We start from the raw sequence: 20,520 nt of genomic DNA on the forward strand, positions 1-20,520 counted from the left end.
TCCCTAGAAGTCGAACCCGATCAGCTCCTGGCCCATGCGGGAGTTGAGCGGTCTGTGCCGCGTTTTCGGCACCGGATCAACGGCGGGTAGGGGAGTGCGGTCGAGCGTTTCCCCCCGCCGCGATCCGCCGCCGATCCCGGTTCACGGCGTTTTCTCGGGCTTCGAGAGAGACCGCCTGGCCGTGCGTGATCACTGCCGTATCGGTGACGGGGGCCAGCGAGTACCGGATGGGGGAGCGGGTCGACCCGGCCGGCAGGTGCAGGCGGGCGACGCCTGCCGGGAGTTCGGCGCGCACGGCCCCGTGCCAGCGGATCCACAGCGCGGGGCGAGATCTCGATCGCGAGGGTGTGGTGTGCGTTACGGCCGGGCGGAAAGGATTCGGCCCCCGCCCCGAGCTGCCAGGCGGTCGCCTCGATCGTTCTGCTGCGTACCTGATCAGCCGTTCGTGGGCGGTTCGGAAGAGGCCGGGGCTCGTCGGGCAGGTCCCGCCAGGACGAGTTGGTCGCCTCCTTGATCATCTGGTTGGCCGTCACCTGTGCGAGAATCTTGAACGCATTCAACTTGAACGCATTCAAATCGATCATGGGGTGGGTGGACGTGGTGGACTTCAGCAATTACGTGGGGGCGCCGAAGCTGCAACCCTGGCGGCCGCCGCCACCGGCCCCGCCGTGGCCGCTATGGCGGAAGTTCCTGACGACCCTGACCGCTGTCGCAGCGATCGGATTGCCGCTGTGGGTGGTTTATGTGATCGGACAGCCCGAGGAGATCGAAAGACGTCCGGCCGCATGCGCGAAGGCCCTGAAGAGCATCGGCTGGAAGCCTCCGGCACGCCTGGACGAGGAGGCCTGCACGGAAATCGAGAGCAGCATCTTCGCAACCGCCTGGACCGGAACGTTCCGCATGCCTCGCGCCGATGTCCGAGACTGGCTCACCGGCCTGCCGTCCCGCCGGGAGGGGCCGCCCGTCCTGAGTGAGGAATCCGCCCCCCAGACCTTCTTCTTCGTGCCGCCCTCGGCCGGACGGATCGACACCGTGGAGGTCTCGGTCACATGGCGGGGTGAAGCGGACGCCGTCATCAGCTTCAAGACGTACAACGGCTAGGGGTGTCCGCCGGTCGGTCGGCCGTTGCTCCGTTCGTGGCGCGACGTCATGCACTGACCGATCAGGCCTGGGAAGTGATCGAGCCGCTGTCGGCCCCGCCCGCCCCGGATGGGCCGTTCGGGGCGGGACCGGCGCCAGGTCCCGAACGGCATCCTGTGGAGGCCCGTCCGGGCCGGCCTGCATGGTGCGTATTGATGGGTCCGAGGCTCGCCTCCGCTACCGACCCCGTGTCTGGCCGCTCGCTGGAGACGGCGTAGGCATGTCAGGCTGCAGGCCAGTTCGAGCAGTCCGGGATGGAGGTCGGCGCCTCGTTCGTAGCGGGTGCGGAGTCGTTTGAACTGGTGCAGCCAGGCGAAGGTGCGCTCGACGACCCAGCGCACCTTGCCCAGTCCGGAGCCGTGGGCGACGTCGCGTCGGGCGATCAGGGGTTGGATGCCGTGTTTCCACAGCAGGCGGCGGTACTTGTCGAAGTCGTAGCCCCGGTCGGCGTACAGGCGCCGGAGCTTGCGGCGGGGACGTCCGCGCAGGCCCCGGATCGGCGTGATGGCGTCGAGCAGCGGCAGGAGCTGGGTGACGTCGTGCCGGTTGCCACCGGTGAGGGCTACGGCGAGCGGGGCTACGTGGCGGTCGACGATCAGGCGATGAGTCGCTCGGTCACGGCCCTCAGCTGGGCGGCGGTGACCGCGGTCGCGTCGTCCTCGGGCCCGAGCCGGACCACGTCCAGGATCCCGGTCCACGAGGTGACGCCGGGCTCCAGGACTGCGACGAAGGAGTACAGCCAGCCCGGGATGAACCGATACGCGGACTTCGCCCGCCCATGGACGTGGCAGAACGGCCGGTCCGCCGAACACGGCGCGTCCGACCGCAGCCACGGCGACACATTCACCGCCAGCACCAAGCGCCCGCCCTCGAACCGCGGCAACGACAGCCCGGCCAGCACCGTCCGCAACCGCTCGACTTCGATCCGGCCGTGGTTGAGGGCTCCGTACACAGCTCCGTGCCCACGGCGGTGCTCGGGCACCAGCGCCAGATCCACAGGCGAGACCCCAGGCCCCTCGACGCACAGCAGCGCGTCGGTTGGTTCCGACGTGGGACTCCTCCTGCATCCCTTTGACGACCGCGGCCTGGACAGTGAACCCCTCCTGTCCGAACCGGTCCTGGTCGCCCTCGCGACCGCCGACCCGCTGGCCGCTCGGACCACCCTCTGCCTGGACGACCTGGCAGGTCGCGAAACTCTGGGAGGGGCGCCGGCCAACCGCGGGCGGCCCGTCGAATCCCGCTCCCGACACGACACGCTGCGGCCGGCCTCGAACCTGCCGGAGATCTTCAGTCTCGTCGAGACCGGCAGCATCATCTTCTTCGCCCCTGCCTCGGTGGCCCAGCGTTACCCACGCCCCGGCATCGCCTACCGCCCGGTCGCCGACGTTCCCGACTCCACCCTCGCTGTCGCCTGGCCGCAGGACGTTCGCTCCCCAGCCGTAGCTGCCTTCGTGCGCGCAGCCGGCGCGGTTGCAGCTGCCCGGGACGCCCAGGCAGAGCAGCCCGCGTCGCCCGCAGCACACGAACAGCATCGCGCGTGATGCTGATGTCGGTGTGAGGTCTCAGGAGCACGCACCGGCTGCAATTGACGGCAGTTGGAACACGATGAACGCAGAGAAGGAACGGCTCTTGCCCTGTAGTCGGACAGTCGAACGCGGAGGGGTTCGGGCCGGCGGCGGGATGGCCGGCCCGCGGGGGTGAAACCCGAGGGACTCGTGGTCCGTGACGGCCGTCACCCGGCTTGCCTTGGCCAGTAACTGGTCGCTTTCGTCAACCAGTTCCAGCCGGGTCGGCCGACTGCGCCCCGGTCCACCAAACTGGACCACGCCCCGCCCGCCGCATACGAGGCGAACGGGCCCGGCTGATCCGTGGACGGTCAACCACACGCCGCCCGAGTCCAGGTCGACCTCGCGCCCGCGGGGGTGGCCGCCGCTTACCTGAAACAGGCTGCTGAACCACGCCAGACACGGTGACACCTGCCGCGACGCGGGACGCGGCCGGCTACTCACGCACAACCGAGTAGCTGCGCCCATACCCCGGCCACGGCGCCAGACCTACCGTGGACGCCATGAGCACCGACCAGCAGACCCCCACCCTCCACCTCGACCTTGAGCCCGGCAGCCACCACACCGGCACGGCATCCCTCGTACTCGGTGCCAGTGCGTGCCTGGCGCTCGGCACCCTGCCGGCCCTTCCGTACCTCGTCCTCCTTGCTCTCCCTTTCGGTATCGCAGCCGTCGCATCGGGTGCCGGCGCGCTACGCCGCGGCGTAGCCACAACGCCCGGGCGGATCAACTCCATTACGGGGGTCACACTCGGCTCGCTGGGAGTTCTGGGCTGGGCAGCCCTGATGGTCCTTTGGTTCCTGGTGGACCAGGCAGTGAGCCACTGACCGAACAAGCCCTGACGGCGAGCATTCGTGGTCTTCCTTGGCTTTACGTTCACCTCGAGCTGAGAGGAACAGGCCCGCGACACGGCTGCCGGGAGCAGTGCGCTGATGCGCACGAGCGTGCAGCTGCGCGTGCGTGCGCATCGACCGGGAGAGGTGTGCTAGGCGGAGGGCAGAGATGACCGGGCGCGTATCCGCAGGGGCCGTCAGTCGAGGAGGTGGGATCCGGTCGCGGTACCCGCCCCGGAACCTGACTGGCGGCCCGCGCCCAAATAGCAGGGAGGGAATCCGAACCCCGTGTTGCAGTACGGGATGTGGGATTCGATTGCCCTCTCCCACCGGCCGATCGGTGTGCTCCCGCCGCCTATGGAGGCGTACGCGGACAGGTTCGTGCTGCAGGTGGAGCAGAGTGGGGAAGACCTGGGTGCGGTGGACGTCGCCTCGTTCAGGCTGGGTCAGCGCTTCTTCTTGCTGAGCCAAATCACCGACGTGGAGGACACGGGCGTCACCGTATGGCTCGACCGCCGGCAGAGCCACGACGAGGAGAGGCCTCCCTCGCGGCGCTCGTCGAGGTTCTGGGCATCCCGGGCGACTGCGTGCGCGACCTCACCTGGTGCCCGCACCCAGTAGTCCAGCGCGAGCTGCAGTTGCCACCCCCACCCGAAGACGACCCGGGTGCATCACGCTGGACCCGCTTCCTTCGCAAGCGCTGAAGGCCAAGCGCCGGTTCCGCCGTCGGCTAGCGTGTGCCTCTTTGATGGGGGGATCAGTTAATCGGATGCGTCCTGTCCGATGAGTCATCACTGATGCGATGTGGGACCGGATCGCGCCGCTGATACCAGCCGACCCGGTCCGCGGCAGGCGGTGGGCCGACAAGGGCCGCACCCTCGAGGCCATTGAGTGGAAGTACCGCACCAACTCGCCCTGGCGGGACCTTCCCGACGGGCTCGGCCCTTTCCGGACCGCCCAGAAGCGGCTGATCAGATGGGCAGTCGACGGAACCGGGGGAGACGATCCTGGCCGCCGTTCTGGCAGCGGCGGATGCCGCCGACGACGTTGACTGAACGGTGTCGGTGGACTCCACTGTCGTCCGAGCCCATTGGCACGCCGCTGGAGCACGCAAAAGGAGGCGACAGGCTCCGGTGAGCCCGCCGATCATGCTCTCGGACGCTCCCGCGGCGGGCTGAGCACCAAACTCCATCTCGCCGCAGACGGCGGAGCACGACCTTTGGTCTTCACCGTCGCCGCAGGCCAAGCCGGTGATGCACCCGCTTTTGAGACGGTGATGGCTCGTATCCGGGTGCCCCGCAGCGGCCCGGGCAGGCCACGACCCCGACCCTTTGTCGTGCTGGCCGACCGCGCCTACTCGTCCCGCGCCATCCGCAGGCACCTGCGGCGCAGGGGAATCCGCGCGGTCATCCCGCAGCCGTACGACCAGATCGGCCACCGCCTGCGGCGGGGACGTCGAGGTGGCCGCCCGCCAGGCTGCGACCGCGAGGCCCACAACAGCGGAACACCGTCGAGCGGTGCATCAACCGGCTCAAGCAGGGGCCCGGCCTGGCCACACGGACGGACAAACTCGCCATTGCCTACCAGGCCGCACTCCACCTCGCCGGCATCCTCATCTGGACCCGACGCTGACCAAAGAGACAGAGCCTAGTAGTGCTTTGTTAGCTGGTGTCGTAGGGCTGTCGGGGGACGGTTTGTTGGCAGGTGGGGCAGGTGCCGGTCCAGGTGGCGATGAGGTGTTGGAGGAGGTCCAGGGCCTGGTAGAGGGTCAGGCCCTGGCAGGGGCTTTTGGGGTCCTCCGCTGTTCGGTCAGGAACAGATGGGCTGCGGTCACGAGGGTGACGTGCCGGTGCCAACCGACGAAGGATCGGCCCTCGAAGTGGTCCAGGCCCAGGCAGGTTTTCAGCTCGCGGTAGTCGTGCTCGATCCGCCAGCGGGACTTCGCCAGGCGGACCAGGTCCTTGGCGGGAATGTCGTCGGGCAGGTTCGAGACCCAGTACCTCACCGGCTCGGCCTCGTCCTCGGGCCACTGGGCGATCAGCCAGCTGAGCGGGATCGTGCCGTCGGCGGCGGGTTTGGGCCGTCGGCCGGCGAGGCGGACCCGCAGGAGCACGAAGTGCGAGCTCATCGCCGCCTTGGAGCCCTTGCGCCAGGTCAGGGTCCCTCCCCGGTCTCGGCCCGCGGCCATCACGTGTTCGCGTAAGGAGACCGGGCGGGTGCGGTAGCGCGGCAGCGGGCGCGGCCCGAGCCCGCTATAGGCGGGCTGGTGCGGTTCGGCGTCCTTGCCGTGGGCGGTCATCTCGCTCTTGACCTGCAGCACGTAGGCCAGACCCCGGTCCTCCAGGCCGTGGCGGAAATCGGCGTTCGCGCCGTAACCGGTGTCCGCGACCAGCGCGGCGGGCCGCAGACCAGCGCCGGCCAGTTCGTCAAGCATCTCCAGCGCGAGCTCCCACTTCGGGCGGTGGTGCTCGGTATCGGGGATCCGGCAGGCCTTGCGCCGCCCGGCCGCCTCGGCCCTGTCCCAGCTCTCGGGCAGGAACAGCCGCCAGGACAGTGGGCACGAGGCTATGTCGGAAGCGGCGTGGACACTGACACCGATCTGGCAGTTGCCGACCTTGCCCAACGTGCCCGAGTACTGTCGCGCCACCCCGGGTGATGCGGTGCCGTCCTTGGGGAAACCGGTGTCGTCCACCACCCACACCTCGGGCCGCACCGCCCGTACCGCCCGCCATGCCAGCCGAGCCCGCACGTCCTCGACCGGCCAGGTCGAGGACGTCATGAACTGCTGCAACCGCTGATGGTCCACCCCGAGACGCTCGGCCATCGGCTGCATCGACTTGCGTCGGCCGTCCAACAGCAGGCCCCGCAGATACAACTGGCCCTTCTCCAGCCAGTCCCGCCGCACCAACGGCGCGAACACTTCGGAGGCGAACTCCTCCAACCGGCCCCGCACCGCAGCAAGCTCCCCAGCCCTCATACAACCAGCGAACTACCGAACACCCGACGTGACAAGACCCAGTAACAAAGCACTACTAGGCCCCCAAGACCGGCCACGAGTAGCTCTTGAGGTTGCAGGTCACGGTCTTGCGCGATGAGGGTTGACGGCGCCCTCGATGCTGCCGGACCTCCAGTCGAGACGGAGGTCGGCGGCTACGGCGTCTGGCTGCGACGGATCGCGCAGTCGTCCACGCCCAGCACCCGCGGCGTGTAGAGCCGTGGCGCCGAGCGGCGGTAGGCCCGAAGGGTCGTCCGCGGCACGCAGTGGATTTGGGGGTCGGCTCGACCTCGACGGCTACCTGGGGCAGCGGATACCGCCATACCTGACGTAACATCACCGCCGCACCCACACGTGAGCAGCACACCGGGCCCTCAACGGCGCCCCGCCCCATTTCCGTCCGCGGCCGAGCCGTCGGTCCCGCCGTCCGTGCTCAGCGCTTGATGACGACGTAGATTTTGTCCGGCTCGCGCAGTGCCATCAGGCCGCCCGAGACCAGGCAGGCGATGAAGGAAATCAGCATCCCCTGAGGCGTCCATGTGGCGATCGAGATGATCAGTCCGAGGAAGCTGAGCCCCAGCATGTAAGGGGACAGCCATACGAGCAAGCCCAGGATAAAGAGTCCGATGAGGATGTAGAGCAAGACCATGCCGGTCATCTGGGTTCACCATCATTCTTCACGTATTCAACCTCATTGCATTACCTGCTGTAACCGTCTTCCCTGACTCCCCGATCAGGGGTGTCGAAGGATGTCGCCGACGGTCTCACTCGGCGGGATGCCCACCCACCGGTCGGGAGTCGGCGGGCTGCTACAGCCACTCCCACTGCGGGTTCTTTCCGCCGCTCTTGCCCCACATGGCCATCTGGGTCCCACGCGTATCGTTGGGAGCGTCGATGACATCGCCGTAGGGCGTGTTCTCCAGCTGGTAGGGCATGTGCCGTTGGAAGGCCTGGTTCCAGCCGTTGTTGCAGTTCCAGAGGATCAGCTCGGCGCCGTTCACGACGCTGTCCTGGCCGATCAGCCATTTCTGGTTGGCGCCGCCGTTACAGTCCCACGCGATCACGGCGGAGCCAGACTCCCGTCAGCTCGAGCGTAAAGACACAGGAACGAACCCTGATTCTGGAACACGGATCCACCCGCTGCGGTGGACGAGGGGGTGGCCGTAGCCGCGGTGGCCCTGAACAGAGCCAGGCGCACGCGTCAACGGCCATGGAGCGCCACATCGACTTGGTAGGAAATACGTGAACATGATTCCCCCGTGGCTGCCGATGAGCAGCCCCTTAAACGAACAAGTTGAGAAGATGATCTTAGCGGACGGCGGTAAGAGCTGGACCAGTAGCCTTGCTGCCCTCGGCGCTGGGTCGACGAGCGGACCTGGGCCTGGATGACGCATGCCCGCCGTCAAGCACGCGACTACGAACGGCTCGTACAAAACTCCGAGACGCTGATCACTTGGGCAGCCATCACGCTCATGACACGCCGCCTGGCCAAGGGTCGAAAGAGCCTCAACCAGCTGCCAGCGCTCACGTGTCCCAACCGATCTACACGATCACATCGCCAACCCGAACATCGATCGCACTGGCATTCCAGCCGGCTTCGTCCACTGACACCCCACACGCCGCCTGTCAGGCTCCCCCAGTAGTTTGATCAAACGGGTCTCGCCCATCACATCGCCCACGACCAGGCGCCCATCGGAGAACGACAGAGGCCCAGCGAAGGCCTCGATGAACGTCTCGTCAGGGCGAAGCCGCTGGTCGAAGGGCTCGGTGAAAACACGGATGCGCACGAAGCCGATCTGGGCCCGCACCCGCACCCGCACCGGGACATGTGCTCCGCACGCAACAGCCGGCCCTTGCTTCAGCTCCATGATCGGAAGCCAGTCGGTTGCTCCGACCGTGAGCACCCGGTGATTCACACAGACCTCAGCGCTGGCCATTGCACGCGGTCTCCCGCCTCCAAGTGCCGCCGAAGCTATCCCACGCCACCGACACAACCCAGTCACCATCGGTCTGATGGAACAGACAGTTACGAAGGTTCCAGCGGGTGGATTCCCGCGTCCCACTCCGGTAACCAGTCTGTCCCGATCTCGCTGGCGAGGGCCTGGTAGAACCAGTCGCTGAGCCCGAGGTTGGTGTCGTGCCAGTCGCCCCACCCGCGACGGAAGGCTGACACGGTCCAGGAGCCGTCGTTATGCGGCACGAAGAAGAGCTGGTCGCCGTCGATCGTGTTTCCCCAGACCAGGGCACCCCCACGGGTCGGCAGCACGGCGTGCGGGACGGTACGCGAGCTCTCCAGGAGTCGTCCCGTCCGGTCGGCGTACTTCCTCAGAGTGCGTGCACCGCAGAAGTAGATGCACTCCGAGACCGACGTGTCTCTCCCCGGCCTTGGACCGTGACCGGGTCCGGGCGCAGCGGACGCCTTCGAGGAAGCCGCTCGCACCCCCGGCACCCGCTGCCTGGCGGGCCGCGCCCGCGCCGCCGTTGTGCGCTCCGAGCCCGTCGAGGATGACGCGGTGGAGCCTCGCCCACACTGGTGGCAGCTGCCGCCACGCGCCAGCCTGAGGTGGCCACGAAGAGATCGCCGCCAGGGCGGAGCGTGATCGCGCAGGCCCCACCGAAGTCCGTCCGGGACGACACCGCCCGCCAGCGGGGGAAGGACGGCAGGCCTACCACAGCCGCTGCTGTGCCACCCATGGCGCGTGACGAACCAGGACTTCTGCCAGCCTGCCGCCGCGTCCACGCGACGGCAGGCCGAGCCGCGCCCCGTCCGACCGGGCACCGGCGCAACTCCCATGGACACCGTGCGGCGGACCCGTCGGCGCAGCGCTCACCAGCCTCGTCGCCCGCCCTTCCCGGAAGGGCTGCCACGACGCGAGGCCGCCGCGGCCACGTGCCGTTCAGGTGTGGATGCGGCTGTTGGGGCCGCCTTGGTCGTCGGCGGTGTCGTCGTTGAACCAGTGGTCGTCGGCAGCGAGGTGGCGGAAGGAGTGGGTGCTGCCCTTGGGGAGTTCCACGGTGACGGCCCGGTTGCCGTCCTTGCGCGGGGTGAGGGCATGAACGCCGGGGCGCCAGTCGTTGAAGTTCCCGACCACGCTGACCTCGGCCGGGGGAGTGTCGGCGCCAGGACGAAGGTGACCTCGACGGAGTTCTTGCGCAGGGCGCGTTCCAGCACGGTGGGGCTCCTGACGGGCACGGCGAGCGGGGATGCGGGGCCGTGCTCGACCCCGGGCAGCGGCCGGGCGCGGTGATGTCGCCGTGATGCCCACCGGGTCACCCGCCCGCCCCGCCCGCCCCACCCGGCACGACCCGAGGCGCTCCTGATGGTCTGCGGGGGAGTGTCAGTGGAGATTCGGCAGCTGGTTGTCAGCGGTATAGCCCCAGCGGCCTGGTCCTGCAGACCCGCGCTCGGTGCGGCGCCTGCTGTCAATTGCCGTGCAAGCAGGTGACCGCGCTCCACCGGCCACCATCCGGGTTGGCCATACCCCTCCGCAGCGTCACGTACTGCAATTCCGTGACGGGCTGCGCTTCATCCCGGCCCGTGCCGGAATGGAGTGCGGGGGGACAGGTCCCGTCCCCACGGACGCAGTACGGCCGGAGCCGCCCCGCAGCGGCCGTACGACCCGGATGGGGCGCGCGCTGCGCCCCGGGGCTTGCAGGCCCCAACTCGAGGTCTCCACGGAGGTTCGGGATCCGTTCCGGCGCCGTTGCCCGAGCGCCTGGTCGCCAGTTGGAGCGGCCACCCGACGGGCGGCGTGAGCGCGCTCCGGCCGCGGAGTCGGAGGATGCACCCGCTCCCCGTTCGGCCCGCGGGCCGAACGGCCCAAGAGAGGGCTACGCCCCGGCCAGCAGGTCAGGAGCGCATCGAAGGCGACAGGCGCGGGCGGACGTTAGCCGTTGTCGTCCGGGTCGTAGACGTCCTTGTCGGCCGGGACGTCCACCTGTACGGGGCTGTTGATGCCGGTGAAGGAGAGGTCGATCGGGTTCGGGCCGTTGGCGGTCACCTTGAGCAGAAACGGTTCGCCCTTGGTGGCCACGAGGAAGACTCCTTGCATCGTGTTGACCGTGACCGCCTCCTGGCCGTCGATCTTGGTCAGTGCGCCCTTCTCCGCGCCCGGGACGTTGTACATGTCCCTGAGCAGGCCGTCGCGGTCACACAGGCTGGTCAGTCCCTTCATGGAGGGGTCCGAGGCCTCCATGCGCATCCAGCGGCCCGACATCTCCTTGCGTGCCTGAACCGCTTGATCCTCGGCCATGTCCTGCGTCCGGGCGAGGACGAAGGCCTCGTCGCCGCGCAGGAACGTGTGACTTCGAGTGCGGACCACTTCGATGTTGCCGCCGCTCTGGGCCGAGAGGGTGCCCTTGCATTCGCCGGTCCCGCTGATCGACAGGTTCACCTGCATGGATACGCCCTGGCTGGACGCTGTCCCGCTGACGGTGAACGTGGACGCGCCGCGCAGCGCGGTCACGGAGTCGTTCAGCACGCGGGAGCCCGGCTGACCGGGGAACGGTTCGGACGACAGGCATCCGGTGAGCCCGAGGGCCGCGGTACCGGTGAGGGCGACGGCGGCGATCAAGCGGTGAGCGGTGTGCACGGAGACTCTCTTCAGTGAGGGAGCGGATCGGAAGGAGGGTACGGGTGTCCGGACGGCGGCCCCAGAGCGGGTGGGCTGTCGATGCGCCCGCACCGGCCGCCGCACGACCCGTGACGGCGCTGCGCCCGGCCTGCGGGCCACAACCCGCCGCGGGAGTGCGGAACCCGTCCTGGCGCCGGCCGTTTCGTGGGTACGCACCGGGTGGGGGAGCAGGCCGGATTCGAACCGGGGTCATCCCCTCCTGACAAGAGGGCGCGTCTGCCTCTGCGCTACAGCTTCCCCGCCGCGGCACACGCACCCTATGCGTTCCCGCCAGGACCCGCGTAACGGGTTTTCGAGCCTGCCGTTCGCCCCGTCCAGCAGACGGCAGCGGCCGAACCCGCACGACCCGAGGCTGCCCGCCCGGCCCTGCGCCCAGGTCGGCCGTGCGGAGCCGGCCGGGGCGGCCCAGGTCAGCTGCGCCCGGTCAGCGCTGCTGGATCCACCGGATGGCTGATCCCATGAGGAACGTCCCGAGGGCGGTCGCGGCTCCCCGGACGATGCCGTGTCCGGCCGCCCGGTCAGGGGTCGCAGGGTTCGGGGCCGACGGCGACGCGCGGACCCTTCCTGCCGGATCGACGCCGGTTTCGGGGAGCCCGTAGGCTCGAGGAACGTACTGATCTCTCCTCCTAGTACCCCAGCCGCACTTCGTGACGGGGTGTTGAGACGTCGCGGGTCGGGTGTGCGAGGGCTGGATCGAATATCCGGGGGCTCCCTTGGGGGCAGCTCGGTAGGGTCGGGCCGTGCACCCTGATGAGAGCGGCTCTGCCGATCCGGCACCCGTCCTGAACTGGCAGGACGGCTCCACGCTGCGCTGGACCGATCAGCCCGGCGAGGTCGATGCTGCGTTTGACCGGGGCGAGCCGCTGGTCGGAGTGGCCGTCATTGCTCTTGCCCTCAATCATGTGGACGCGGACGCGATCATGCCCCGAGTCGGCAAGGCCTTGGAGTCAGAGGACCCGGAGATCCGCCGACAAGGTGTCATCGCTCTGGCCCACGTCGCCCGTCTGCACCGGACCGTTGATCGACGGTGTCTCGATCTCCTGCGTAGTTGCCCACGTGGCAACGAAGCCGACGACGACCTGTGGTCCTTCGTAGCCCATCGGCGGCTGCCGTGGTGGCTCTGGCGGTACCACTACACCGAGCGGTTGACCTGGTTGTTCCGCGACAGATGGCGGTACTGACACTCCAGCGGCATGCGGGTGGGAACCAGGACGGCCACCGCGTGATCTCGGCGAGGTGCGTGGACTCTTCAAGATCGGACGGTGGCCGCGAGCCACAAGGTAGATCCTGACCGGTGGCGATCGGTGCTCGGGGAGGTGATGGCCAAGGTGGCGGGCCGGTTCGTTCGGGTCGAACCACGCTCCACGGCACGGGCGTTCGTCGCCGGACTGTTCTCGGACGTGGAGCGCAAGAACTGCTGGTCACTGGCCGAGCACTGTGGACATCGGCGTCCCGACGCGATGCAGCGACTCCTGCGCGCAGCACGCTGGGACGCCGAAGCGGTCCGCGACGACCTGCGCGACCTGGTCGTGGAGCGCCTGGGCGACCCGGACGGGTCCTGATCGCGGACGAGACAGGGTTCCTGAAGAAGGGCGAGCACTCGGCCGGTGTCCAGCGGTAGTACTCGGCACCGCCGGACGAATCGAGAACTCTCAGATAGGGGTGTTCCTCGCCTACGCGTCCGGACGCGGGCGCGCGCTGATCGACCGTCGGCTCTACCTGCCGAAGGACAGCTGGTGCGCCGACGAATCCCGCCGCGCGGCAGTCGGCATACGCGAGCAGCCGGTGTTCGCAACGAAGCCGCACCTCGCCCGCGACGTGATCGCCGCCGCACTCGACGCCAGCACCCCTGCCCGGTGGGTCCCCGGGGACGAGGTCTACGGCGGCCAGGCCCCCTCACTGCGCGCGGATCTGGAGGCCCGTGGCACCGGCTATCTCCTGGCCGTGTCGTACACGACTCGCGTGCACAGCAACGGCGGACGCACCCCGGCCCGCGCCGACACGGCGGCCGCGGGCCTTCCCGAGGACGCCCGGCAGGACCGCAGTGCCGGGGCCGGCGCCAAAGGCCCGCGCACCTATCCGTGCGGGCGTGGATCGCCCTGGACGGCGACGGCACCCGCCGCCAACTGCTGGTTCGCCGTAACACCGCTACCGGCGAGCGCGCGTTCTACCTGTGCTTCACCCCGGAGCCGACGCCGCTGTCGACCCTCGTGCGCGTCGCCGGGGTGCGCTGGTCGATCGAGGAGTGCTTCCAGGCCGCCAAGGGGACAGGTCGGTCCCGACCACTACCAGGTCTGGCACTTCACGTCCTGGCACCGCCACATAACCCTGGCCATGCCCGCCCGGGGGCGTTCTGGCCTTCTTGGTCGCCGGACCACCACGACTCCCGCAGGGCCCGGCCACCTACCGATCGGCCTGACCGACAACCAGATCCACCACCTGATGAACGCACTGATCCCCGACCAGCCACGCTCACCCTGCCGAGTCCTCCACTGGTCGATATGGCGCCGCACGCACCAGGGACGGGCCCGCATAGCCACTACCAGCCGACTCGCCACCTGATCTGCGGCAGGGCATTCTCGACGGCGCCAAGTCGAGCCGCGGCACGCCGCAGGAAGAGCCAACGGCCACCACCTCGGCCCTTCCCCGTACCTAGGAGGCTCTGGTGCACGCATGCCCCACGGCCGTCGGGCGACGCTGCACGCAGCAACTCCAGCCGCCGGCATTTTCATCGCCCTGCCTCCCGGGAGCAGAGGTGGCGCCACCCGGTGTCGGTCAGAAGGCCGTCCCTTCTCCTCGACGTGGAGGGAGAGGGGCTGCGGTGCACGGGCTCAGATGAGTTCCATCCGGATGGCCAGCGCGCCCAGGGCCTCCTTCTCAGGGCCGTAGATCGCGCGGATGTTGGCCAGTTGCTGCTCCCGGGTGGAGGTGGGGTTGACGTGGGCCGCGCCTTCGCAGTCCAGCAGGGCCTCGAAGGACGGGTACTCGGCGACGGCCAGGATGCGGACCAGACAGCTCTCGGTGGTGCCTTTGACGGAGAACCGGATGTGGTCGCCGACGGCCAGGTTCTCCAGTCGGGGGTATTTCACGCGGACCTCGGTTGTCTTGCGTCCGGCGGCGACCAAGTCGAAGTACTGCTGGTAGAGGTTGAGTTCGTGGACGCGAATGTCGGGGGTGGCGCTCATGGTGCGGTACGGCTCCCTGCGGTCGTCATCAGGCGGCCCAGCTCGGCCGCCGAGTACGAGCGGAAGAAATGCCGGGGATCGGAGAACAGGGTCTCCGCCAGGGCCAGCAGGCGCTCCGCGTACTCCGCTGTGGTGCCGGACCACAGCCTGGTGTCGAGCATCCACGGCTCCGCGCCCTCGGGCAATGGCGCCCGGCCTTCACGGATGAGTGATTTGGACAGCTTGGCGCCCGTGTCGGTGACGACCTGGGGGCAGAACAGTCGGGCGGGGAGCCGGCCCTGGGCGAACCCGGCGGCCTGGAGGGCGCCGTCGACCAGCTGGGACCCGAACACCCAGTCGCCGCCCTTGACCATGACGTGCAAGGCCCTGGAGTCGGTGGACAGGGCGAGTTCCTTGACCAGGTTCCGGTAGAGGGTGGAGAGGTCCAGGTACGCGCCGTGACGGGTGCCGATGGTCCCGCTGTACGGCCCGTGGCGGAGGCACTGCGCGGAGACCGTGACCCTTTCCTTGCCCTCGATGATGACGCGGGTCCGTTCGGCGTGCTTCTCCGCCCAGCCGCAGCCCGGTTGCGGGCAGGGCACGCGGACGTGCGGAACGCCAGTCGACGGGGCAAGCCACCACCGGCAGGCGTCCAGCCGGGGCAGCAGTCGGAGCCACGTCTGCCGGTACGTCTCGGAACGCTGCTGGTCCGAGTACATCGCGACGCTGTACGGGATACCGGTCGCGCCCGACAGGGCGTCGAACATGGGCCGGTACAGGGCGCCGACCTGCGCGCTGACCTGCTGCTCTCCCAGGGCCTGGGCGTATGCACGCTGGTAGCGGTGGCCGCTGACCGGGTCGGTGACGAGTTCGTACGGCGCGTTGTCAAGGGCGCCGAACGTGACAGCGACCGGCACCCCATAGCGGTCGCGCGTCCGGGCCGCCGCCGCAAAGGTGAGGGACTGGACCAGGGAGGTGCCGATGTGGGGTGCGCCGTTGATCTGCGTGCCCACGACGAACACAGCCCGGTGGGGCTTGGTGTCGTGGATGCGGGGCGCCAGGACGTCCTCGGCGCTGCCCAGGGCGTTCGCCAGTACGGTGTTCGGGGAGACGGGGTACATCCTCGGTCCTTCCTCGGATGGCGCTGGAAACTCCCGCACACGCCGGAGCGTGCGAGACCGGCGGGCGGGGAGCTTGCGGGCTCATGAGCTGGGCGTGCCGGCGGCGGCGAGCACGACGACCAGGGCACAGACCAGGACGACGTAGACCAGGACGACGTAGACCAGCACGGCCAGACGCTGACGCCACCCTCGTAACGGACTCACCCGAGAACTTCGACGTTCGTCGGCGACGTCCGGAGGGGGAGGACGAAGGCGCGTGGCACAGTCATCAGGACACCCTCGAAGTCCGGGATCTTCTCGGCGACCACGGCCATCGGCTCGCCCTCCGTGCCGCTCGCGATGTCCCGGAGCTGCCTGCAGCCGAGGGGATCCGGCCGGTGGCCGCAGAGATCCTCCGCGCCGCTGCTCGGCCGGCCTTCCTGGCCGTTGTCGGGGCGGGTGCCCCGCAGGAACCGTTCCCATCCCTGAGCAGCCCGCTCCACCAGTGCCGGACGTGGGCCGGCGCTGCTGAACGCGTCCCGGGGTTCGTACTCCGGCTGATCCCGGATATACCGGGCCGGCGGGCATCGGTGGGGCAGAGGATCGGTCATGGTGCACTCCTCAATCGAGGGAATGCAGCCGGCCGCAGGGGACCGGGGAAGGACGTCTGCGGCCGACTGTCGGGGGCGCGGCGTCAACCTCGGCCCCACGAAAGGGGCTTGGTCGATCCCGCGATATGGCTCCTGGAGCTGATAGGCGACGTCCTGGCACTGGCCGAGGACGGCCCGGTGACCTGGGCCGTCGACCTGAACGCCGGCGGGGGCGCACTTCTGATCGCTCTGCTCACTGGCCATGGTCAGCGGCTTCTCTACTTTCCCGGCCGCACCGTCCACCACGCCTCCCGTGGCCGGGCGGCTGCAGCAGTGCCAGGCGCCGGCTCCTCCGCGCTTCTTCCGACTTCCCGAGAACGGGCGACTTCTGCGGAAGCGCCGTTGCCGGGATCCGCGCGTCGCGGTCAGGTGGAGGCGGAGTTCGCCAGAGGGGGTGTTGTCGTGGATCGCCGCCCGTAAACGGCTGGCCTGTTACTCGGATGGGGTCTTGTTCACGGAGGCTGGGCGGTCAGCGCCGCCGCCACCATCGTCGACGTCCCGGGCGCGGGGGCAGGCCGTTCACAGCCGCGTCCTCGATGGCCCTGCGCACGGCGGCGCAGTCTCGCATCTCCTCCGCGTACAGCCGTGGGTCTAGGGTCGCGAGCGGTGCGAGGCAGGCCTCTGCCGCTGCCACCTCGCGCAGTGCATCGGCGAAGGCGCCGGTCCAGGGCAGTGTGTCGGCAAGGTTGTGGTGGCAGCGGGCCACCACGAGGGCGTACTCGGCCGGCTCGGCGTCGCCGCGGGCTTCCTCCGCGACGGCGAGGGCCTCGCGCAGGTGGGGCAGGAGCTCGCGCTGACGCCCGTCCCGTGAGAGGGCTCGTCCGTACTCGGTGATGGCCGCAGCCAGCCGGAGCCGGTCGCTCCCTCGGCCTCGTACCCTGACGAGGTGCCGCCGGAGACCGACCGCTTCGGCCCACAGCCGGAGCGCGTGGGCCATCTGTCCGGCCGCTTCGTACTCCCGCGCCGCGGCGTTGAGGTCAGACACCATTTCGTCACCGTGCAGTTCCGGGTCGCCCCGTGTCAGGGTCCGTTTCACCGACAGCATCTGCCGTCGGAGCAGGCGTGCGGCGCGCGGACTGCCGAAGACGCTGTGGAAGTCGATGGATGCGGACAGGGCGTCGGCGAACTCGCGCAGATGGTCGCCCGGGAGGTCGGTGAGCTTCTGGCCGTAGAGCGAGATGCTGCGGTCGAGGAGCCGCTCGGCCCGGCGTACGTCCTCGGCGCCATCGGTGGCGCCCGCGATCCGGGCGGCGATGATCGATTCCGCGAGGACCCTGCTTGCACGGGCCTCCAGGCGTGGCGGCGCCCATCCGAGACGGACCAGTTGGGAACAGGCCGCCAGGCATTCCTCTCCAGCTTCTCTCGCCGGCTCGAAGCGTTCCAGCTGGGTCAGCACGATGGTCTGGTTGAGCAGGGAGCTCGCCAGCCCCTCGCTGGGCAGGCGGGTGTCCGCGGCCCGTTTCCTGCGGATGTCGAGCGCCCGGCGTATCGGGTCGGCGCCTTCCTCCGGCCGGCCCAGGCCCACGAGGGTGCCGCCCAGGTCATTGAGCACCGCGGCGAGGGCTTCGGCGGCCTGCGGGGTGGCAAGGCTCTCAGGCCGGTCGACGATGCCGAGGGCTTCCCGCAGCAGGATGGCGGCCGCTTCCAGGTTGCCGACGCCACGCAGCCGGTTGGAACGTCCTACCAGGCTGCCGAGCGCGTCGTGGTCCAGCGAGTCGGGGCGTTCGCCCGCCAAGTCCAGCAGGGCCTGACCCGTCGCGTCCGTGAGGGTGGCCGCTGCCTCCCGAAAGCGGCCCCGGCGGCTGCGGCTCAGGGCGAGTTGTGCCTCCGCGTCCGCGAGGCGTTCGATCACACCGGGCTGGTCCGTGCCGGCGAGTGCCGTGAGGATCGACACCCTGCGTTCCTGCAGGGGCAATGCCGCTTCGTGCTCGTCCATGGCGGTGTGGATGTGAGCGCGCTCGCCCAGGGTCTCGGCGGTCGCCAGCGCTGCGGCGTCGGCGCGGGTGGGCGGCAGTCCGCCGATCAGTTCATCGGCTCGGTCCAGCATGACGGTCGCCTCGTCGAAGGCGGCAGTCCAGCGGTAGGAGCGAGCCAGGACGGTCAGGGCCAGGACGGTGTCTTCCACCGCCTCGGACGAACTGCCGTGCCTGAACAGGGCCAGCGCGTCCTGGCACCGGCGTATGGCGCTGTCGTGGTCGTCGGCTGACTGTCGCCAGACGGCCTCGTGGACGAGTGCGACGGCCCGCTGGGCCGGAGGGAGCTTCCCGGCGGCGGTCGCCGCCGCACGGGCTCCCCACTCGGCCAGCACGCGGCTCTTCCCCGCGCCGATGCCCTCCAAGAGGTCCAGGAGCAGGGCGGGATCGGTCTCAGGGGCGTCCGCCAGCCGTTGGAGTGCTTCGACGAGGGGCTCGGGGTTGTCGGAGAGGGTGGCGGCCCGCACCACGTGCGGGGCGAGGACGGGTGCGAGGTCCAGGGCACGGTCGAGGGCGCGTGCGCACGGTGTCCAGTGCCGGGGCAGCGCGCTGGTGCGCGAAAGAGTGACCAGGGCGGCGAGTAGCGCTCCGGCCCGGTCGGGGGCGTCCCGTTCCGTCCGGGGGCCCGTGGCGGCCAGGACGACCAGGGGCATGGCGGCCAGGTCGGCGCTCGCCCGGGTGCGTTCGCCGACGTGGTACTCGCCGAGCCTGTCCGGCTGGAGGGCACCCCAACAGCTTCCGCCGGGTGTCGGGTACATCTCCGCGAGCCATGAGGTGCCCTGTCCGAGCAGGGGGTCCTTGGCGGCACGGAAGCCGGGGGCCGAACGGAACAGCGGCCGGGCGAGTGCGGGAGCGGCGCCCGCGGTGATGACTGCCATGGCCACGGCGTCGGCCAGGGGTACGGGTCCCGACGCGGCGAGTTCGGCGCGGCCGACTGCGCTGTCCTCCCAGTAGGCGCGTTCGTGGAGGAGCAGTTGCTCTTCCACGAGCAGGTTTATGTCGTGCGGCCGGGTGGCCGCATGCGTGGCGAGGAGGTCGGCGAGCGCCGTCATTTGGAGGGCGAGGGGTGAGCCGTAGCGGGGGCCGGTCAGGTTCCGAGGGGCCACGAGCCCGACGCGCGGGCGCCAGTCCCCGGTCGCTTCCCGGAGGGTGTGGGGAAGCGCCTGCGGGAGCAGGTCGGCGAGATCGTTCAAGGCGTTCCGAAAGTGGGTGTCGCGGTCGGCCGGCTCTTCCAGGGGCTGCAGTTCCCAGTGGACGGCGTCGTAGGTCAGCGCTCGTGTCTCGCGCGTGCGGGTCCGCAACTGGTCCCACCATCCGCCGGTGTTCCGGCCCGGGCCCCGAGCGGTGAGCAGCAGCCGCACGGGTGGGAGGCCCGGTGGCCTGCGGTCCAGGATGGTGAGGAGGCGGGTCATCTGCGGAATGCGGAGTTCGGCGTAGTCCGACACCAGGAGCAGGGGCCGGTCGACCTCGGCCAGCACGCTGTGGTCGGCGTCCGGGTTGCGGTCGTCGAGCCAGCCGCAGATCCAGCCCTGGCCGTCGCGCAGTCGTGCGGACAGCTCTCCCGCGAGCCGCGACTTCCCCGCTCCGCCCGGGCCGGTGAGCACCCCGAGCCGGACCCCCTCTCCGGCACACCAGTCCTCGGCCAGTTCCCGCAGGAGCGCGTCGCGACCGTGGAAGCGGACCGCCTCGGCGCGCTGGTCCAGCAGGGTTGCCGGGGAACGGACCCGCCAGCCCGCGGCCGGGGCTATCAGTCCTTGGAGGTCGACGGGTTCCGCCACCGGAGCCGCCCCCGTGTGTTCGGCGACCAGGTCCGTGAATCCTGGATCGGCGAGCAGCGCGTAGACGGGCACGGCTTCCCAGCGGGGCAGGCCCCAGCCGGTCACGTCGGTCACCACCACACCGGTCAGGAGCGGGGACGACCGGCCCGGGGCCCCGCAGAAGAGCGCGGCGCCCGACTGGCCGCTCCAGGGTGAGGGGGCCCGTTCACCATCACGTGGTGGCGCGCTGGCCAGTTCCACCGTGTACCGGTGGGAAAGTGCGGCCGTGCCGGGTGAGATCGTGGCGTGGGGCTGCTGAAGGTCCAGACGGCCGTCGGCGCGCCGGCCCGCGTCGGGGTAGCCGGCGACGTGGCAAGGTTGGTGCCGGGCCGTGACGAGCCGACCCCAGCGGACTGGCGCCACCGTCTCCCGCAGGTCTTCCTCGGCGAGGAGCAGCGCCGCGTCCACGTCGGCACCGTCGACGGAACCGCCCTGCCAGACGGTGGTGCAACGGACCGGGATGCCCCCGGGCAGCTGGACGACGCAGGACGGTTGGCCGTCCAGCACGTGCCGGGCGGTCAGGACGAGTCTACGGCTCAGCAGGTATCCGCTTCCGTTGCCCTGGTACCCGGATGCCCCCGGCAGCAGGACTGCGGCTATCCGCCCCAGTTCCATCACGGCCCCCCCGTCTCGTGTTTCGGCCGGGCGC

17 protein-coding genes and 6 pseudogenes are annotated in these 20,520 nt (G+C 69.8%); 9 read left to right on the forward strand and 14 right to left on the reverse strand.

The annotated features are described in order from the left end of the window. The first annotated feature begins 591 nt into the window (after positions 1-591). Positions 592-1,101, forward strand: coding sequence for a hypothetical protein (locus OG594_RS23660; protein WP_266602137.1), 510 nt, complete (start codon positions 592-594; stop codon positions 1,099-1,101). Between the two features lie 242 nt (positions 1,102-1,343). Here the strand turns inward: OG594_RS23660 and OG594_RS23665 are convergent. After that, positions 1,344-1,838, reverse strand: a pseudogene (locus OG594_RS23665) (IS5 family transposase); the annotation flags it as partial. Beyond that, a pseudogene (locus OG594_RS23670) lies at positions 1,739-2,176 on the reverse strand (transposase); the annotation flags it as partial. The pseudogenes OG594_RS23665 and OG594_RS23670, both read right to left, overlap by 100 nt. 13 nt (positions 2,177-2,189) lie before the next feature. Here OG594_RS23670 and OG594_RS23675 point away from each other — a divergent pair. From OG594_RS23675 to OG594_RS23690, 4 genes and pseudogenes are all read left to right on the forward strand, one after another. Further along, the gene (locus OG594_RS23675; RefSeq protein ID WP_266602139.1) at positions 2,190-2,681 is read left to right on the forward strand and encodes a LysR substrate-binding domain-containing protein; all 492 of its coding nucleotides are present in this window, start codon (positions 2,190-2,192) and stop codon (positions 2,679-2,681) included. 527 nt (positions 2,682-3,208) lie between these two features. Further along, positions 3,209-3,532, forward strand: a complete 324-nt coding sequence (locus OG594_RS23680; protein ID WP_266602141.1) for a hypothetical protein — start codon at positions 3,209-3,211, stop codon at positions 3,530-3,532. 294 nt (positions 3,533-3,826) lie between these two features. Next, positions 3,827-4,159 carry a hypothetical protein gene (locus OG594_RS23685; RefSeq protein WP_266602143.1) on the forward strand — a complete coding sequence of 111 codons (333 nt, stop codon included), beginning with the start codon at positions 3,827-3,829 and terminating at the stop codon, positions 4,157-4,159. 181 nt (positions 4,160-4,340) lie between these two features. Continuing rightward, positions 4,341-5,170: pseudogene (locus tag OG594_RS23690) on the forward strand (IS5 family transposase). Positions 5,171-5,306: 136 nt separating this feature from the next. Here OG594_RS23690 and OG594_RS23695 read toward each other — a convergent pair. From OG594_RS23695 to OG594_RS23705, 3 genes are all read right to left on the reverse strand, one after another. Further along, a complete protein-coding gene (locus tag OG594_RS23695; RefSeq protein ID WP_266602145.1) occupies positions 5,307-6,515 on the reverse strand; it encodes an IS701 family transposase in 1,209 nt (402 codons plus the stop codon). Positions 6,516-6,966: 451 nt separating this feature from the next. Continuing rightward, positions 6,967-7,191 (reverse strand): hypothetical protein, encoded by a 225-nt coding sequence (locus OG594_RS23700; RefSeq protein WP_266602146.1) that lies wholly within the window; start codon positions 7,189-7,191, stop codon positions 6,967-6,969. Positions 7,192-7,342: 151 nt separating this feature from the next. Further along, positions 7,343-7,597: a hypothetical protein gene (locus OG594_RS23705; protein ID WP_266602148.1), complete on the reverse strand. Its 255-nt coding sequence runs from the start codon at positions 7,595-7,597 to the stop codon at positions 7,343-7,345. A 285-nt stretch (positions 7,598-7,882) separates the two neighbouring features. On the opposite strand from OG594_RS23705, the pseudogene OG594_RS23710 reads away from it, so the two are divergent. After that, positions 7,883-8,026: pseudogene (locus OG594_RS23710) on the forward strand (IS5/IS1182 family transposase); the annotation flags it as partial. Between the two features lie 57 nt (positions 8,027-8,083). Here OG594_RS23710 and OG594_RS23715 read toward each other — a convergent pair. The 4 genes from OG594_RS23715 to OG594_RS23730 form a co-directional block, all read right to left on the reverse strand. Beyond that, positions 8,084-8,470, reverse strand: coding sequence for a hypothetical protein (locus OG594_RS23715; protein ID WP_266602150.1), 387 nt, complete (start codon positions 8,468-8,470; stop codon positions 8,084-8,086). 89 nt (positions 8,471-8,559) lie between these two features. Beyond that, positions 8,560-8,799 (reverse strand): hypothetical protein, encoded by a 240-nt coding sequence (locus tag OG594_RS23720; RefSeq protein WP_266602152.1) that lies wholly within the window; start codon positions 8,797-8,799, stop codon positions 8,560-8,562. 631 nt (positions 8,800-9,430) lie between these two features. Then, positions 9,431-9,625: a hypothetical protein gene (locus tag OG594_RS23725; RefSeq protein WP_323185285.1), complete on the reverse strand. Its 195-nt coding sequence runs from the start codon at positions 9,623-9,625 to the stop codon at positions 9,431-9,433. Between the two features lie 795 nt (positions 9,626-10,420). After that, a complete protein-coding gene (locus OG594_RS23730; RefSeq protein ID WP_266602154.1) occupies positions 10,421-11,125 on the reverse strand; it encodes a hypothetical protein in 705 nt (234 codons plus the stop codon). A 782-nt stretch (positions 11,126-11,907) separates the two neighbouring features. Here OG594_RS23730 and OG594_RS23735 point away from each other — a divergent pair. After that, entirely contained in the window at positions 11,908-12,348 is a 441-nt protein-coding gene (locus tag OG594_RS23735; RefSeq protein ID WP_266602156.1) for a hypothetical protein, read from the forward strand. A gap of 138 nt (positions 12,349-12,486) precedes the next feature. Then, positions 12,487-13,729: pseudogene (locus OG594_RS23740) on the forward strand (IS701 family transposase). Between the two features lie 269 nt (positions 13,730-13,998). On the opposite strand, the gene OG594_RS23745 reads toward OG594_RS23740, so the two are convergent. The 4 genes from OG594_RS23745 to OG594_RS23760 form a co-directional block, all read right to left on the reverse strand. Continuing rightward, a complete protein-coding gene (locus tag OG594_RS23745) occupies positions 13,999-14,352 on the reverse strand; it encodes an ASCH domain-containing protein (RefSeq protein ID WP_266602158.1) in 354 nt (117 codons plus the stop codon). Beyond that, positions 14,349-15,452: a hypothetical protein gene (locus tag OG594_RS23750; protein ID WP_266602160.1), complete on the reverse strand. Its 1,104-nt coding sequence runs from the start codon at positions 15,450-15,452 to the stop codon at positions 14,349-14,351. Before OG594_RS23750 ends, OG594_RS23745 begins: the two co-directional genes overlap by 4 nt. 81 nt (positions 15,453-15,533) lie before the next feature. Beyond that, positions 15,534-15,656, reverse strand: a complete 123-nt coding sequence (locus OG594_RS23755) for a hypothetical protein (RefSeq protein ID WP_266602162.1) — start codon at positions 15,654-15,656, stop codon at positions 15,534-15,536. Next, positions 15,653-16,042 (reverse strand): hypothetical protein, encoded by a 390-nt coding sequence (locus OG594_RS23760; protein ID WP_266602164.1) that lies wholly within the window; start codon positions 16,040-16,042, stop codon positions 15,653-15,655. The genes OG594_RS23755 and OG594_RS23760 overlap by 4 nt, the downstream gene beginning before the upstream one ends. A gap of 129 nt (positions 16,043-16,171) precedes the next feature. Here OG594_RS23760 and OG594_RS23765 point away from each other — a divergent pair. Continuing rightward, a pseudogene (locus tag OG594_RS23765) lies at positions 16,172-16,333 on the forward strand (IS110 family transposase); the annotation flags it as partial. A gap of 217 nt (positions 16,334-16,550) precedes the next feature. Here OG594_RS23765 and OG594_RS23770 read toward each other — a convergent pair. Next, positions 16,551-20,486 carry a trypsin-like peptidase domain-containing protein gene (locus OG594_RS23770; RefSeq protein WP_266602166.1) on the reverse strand — a complete coding sequence of 1,312 codons (3,936 nt, stop codon included), beginning with the start codon at positions 20,484-20,486 and terminating at the stop codon, positions 16,551-16,553. Positions 20,487-20,520 lie beyond the last annotated feature (34 nt).

The organism is Streptomyces sp. NBC_01214 (assembly GCF_026340975.1).
GTDB lineage: Bacteria > Actinomycetota > Actinomycetes > Streptomycetales > Streptomycetaceae > Streptomyces.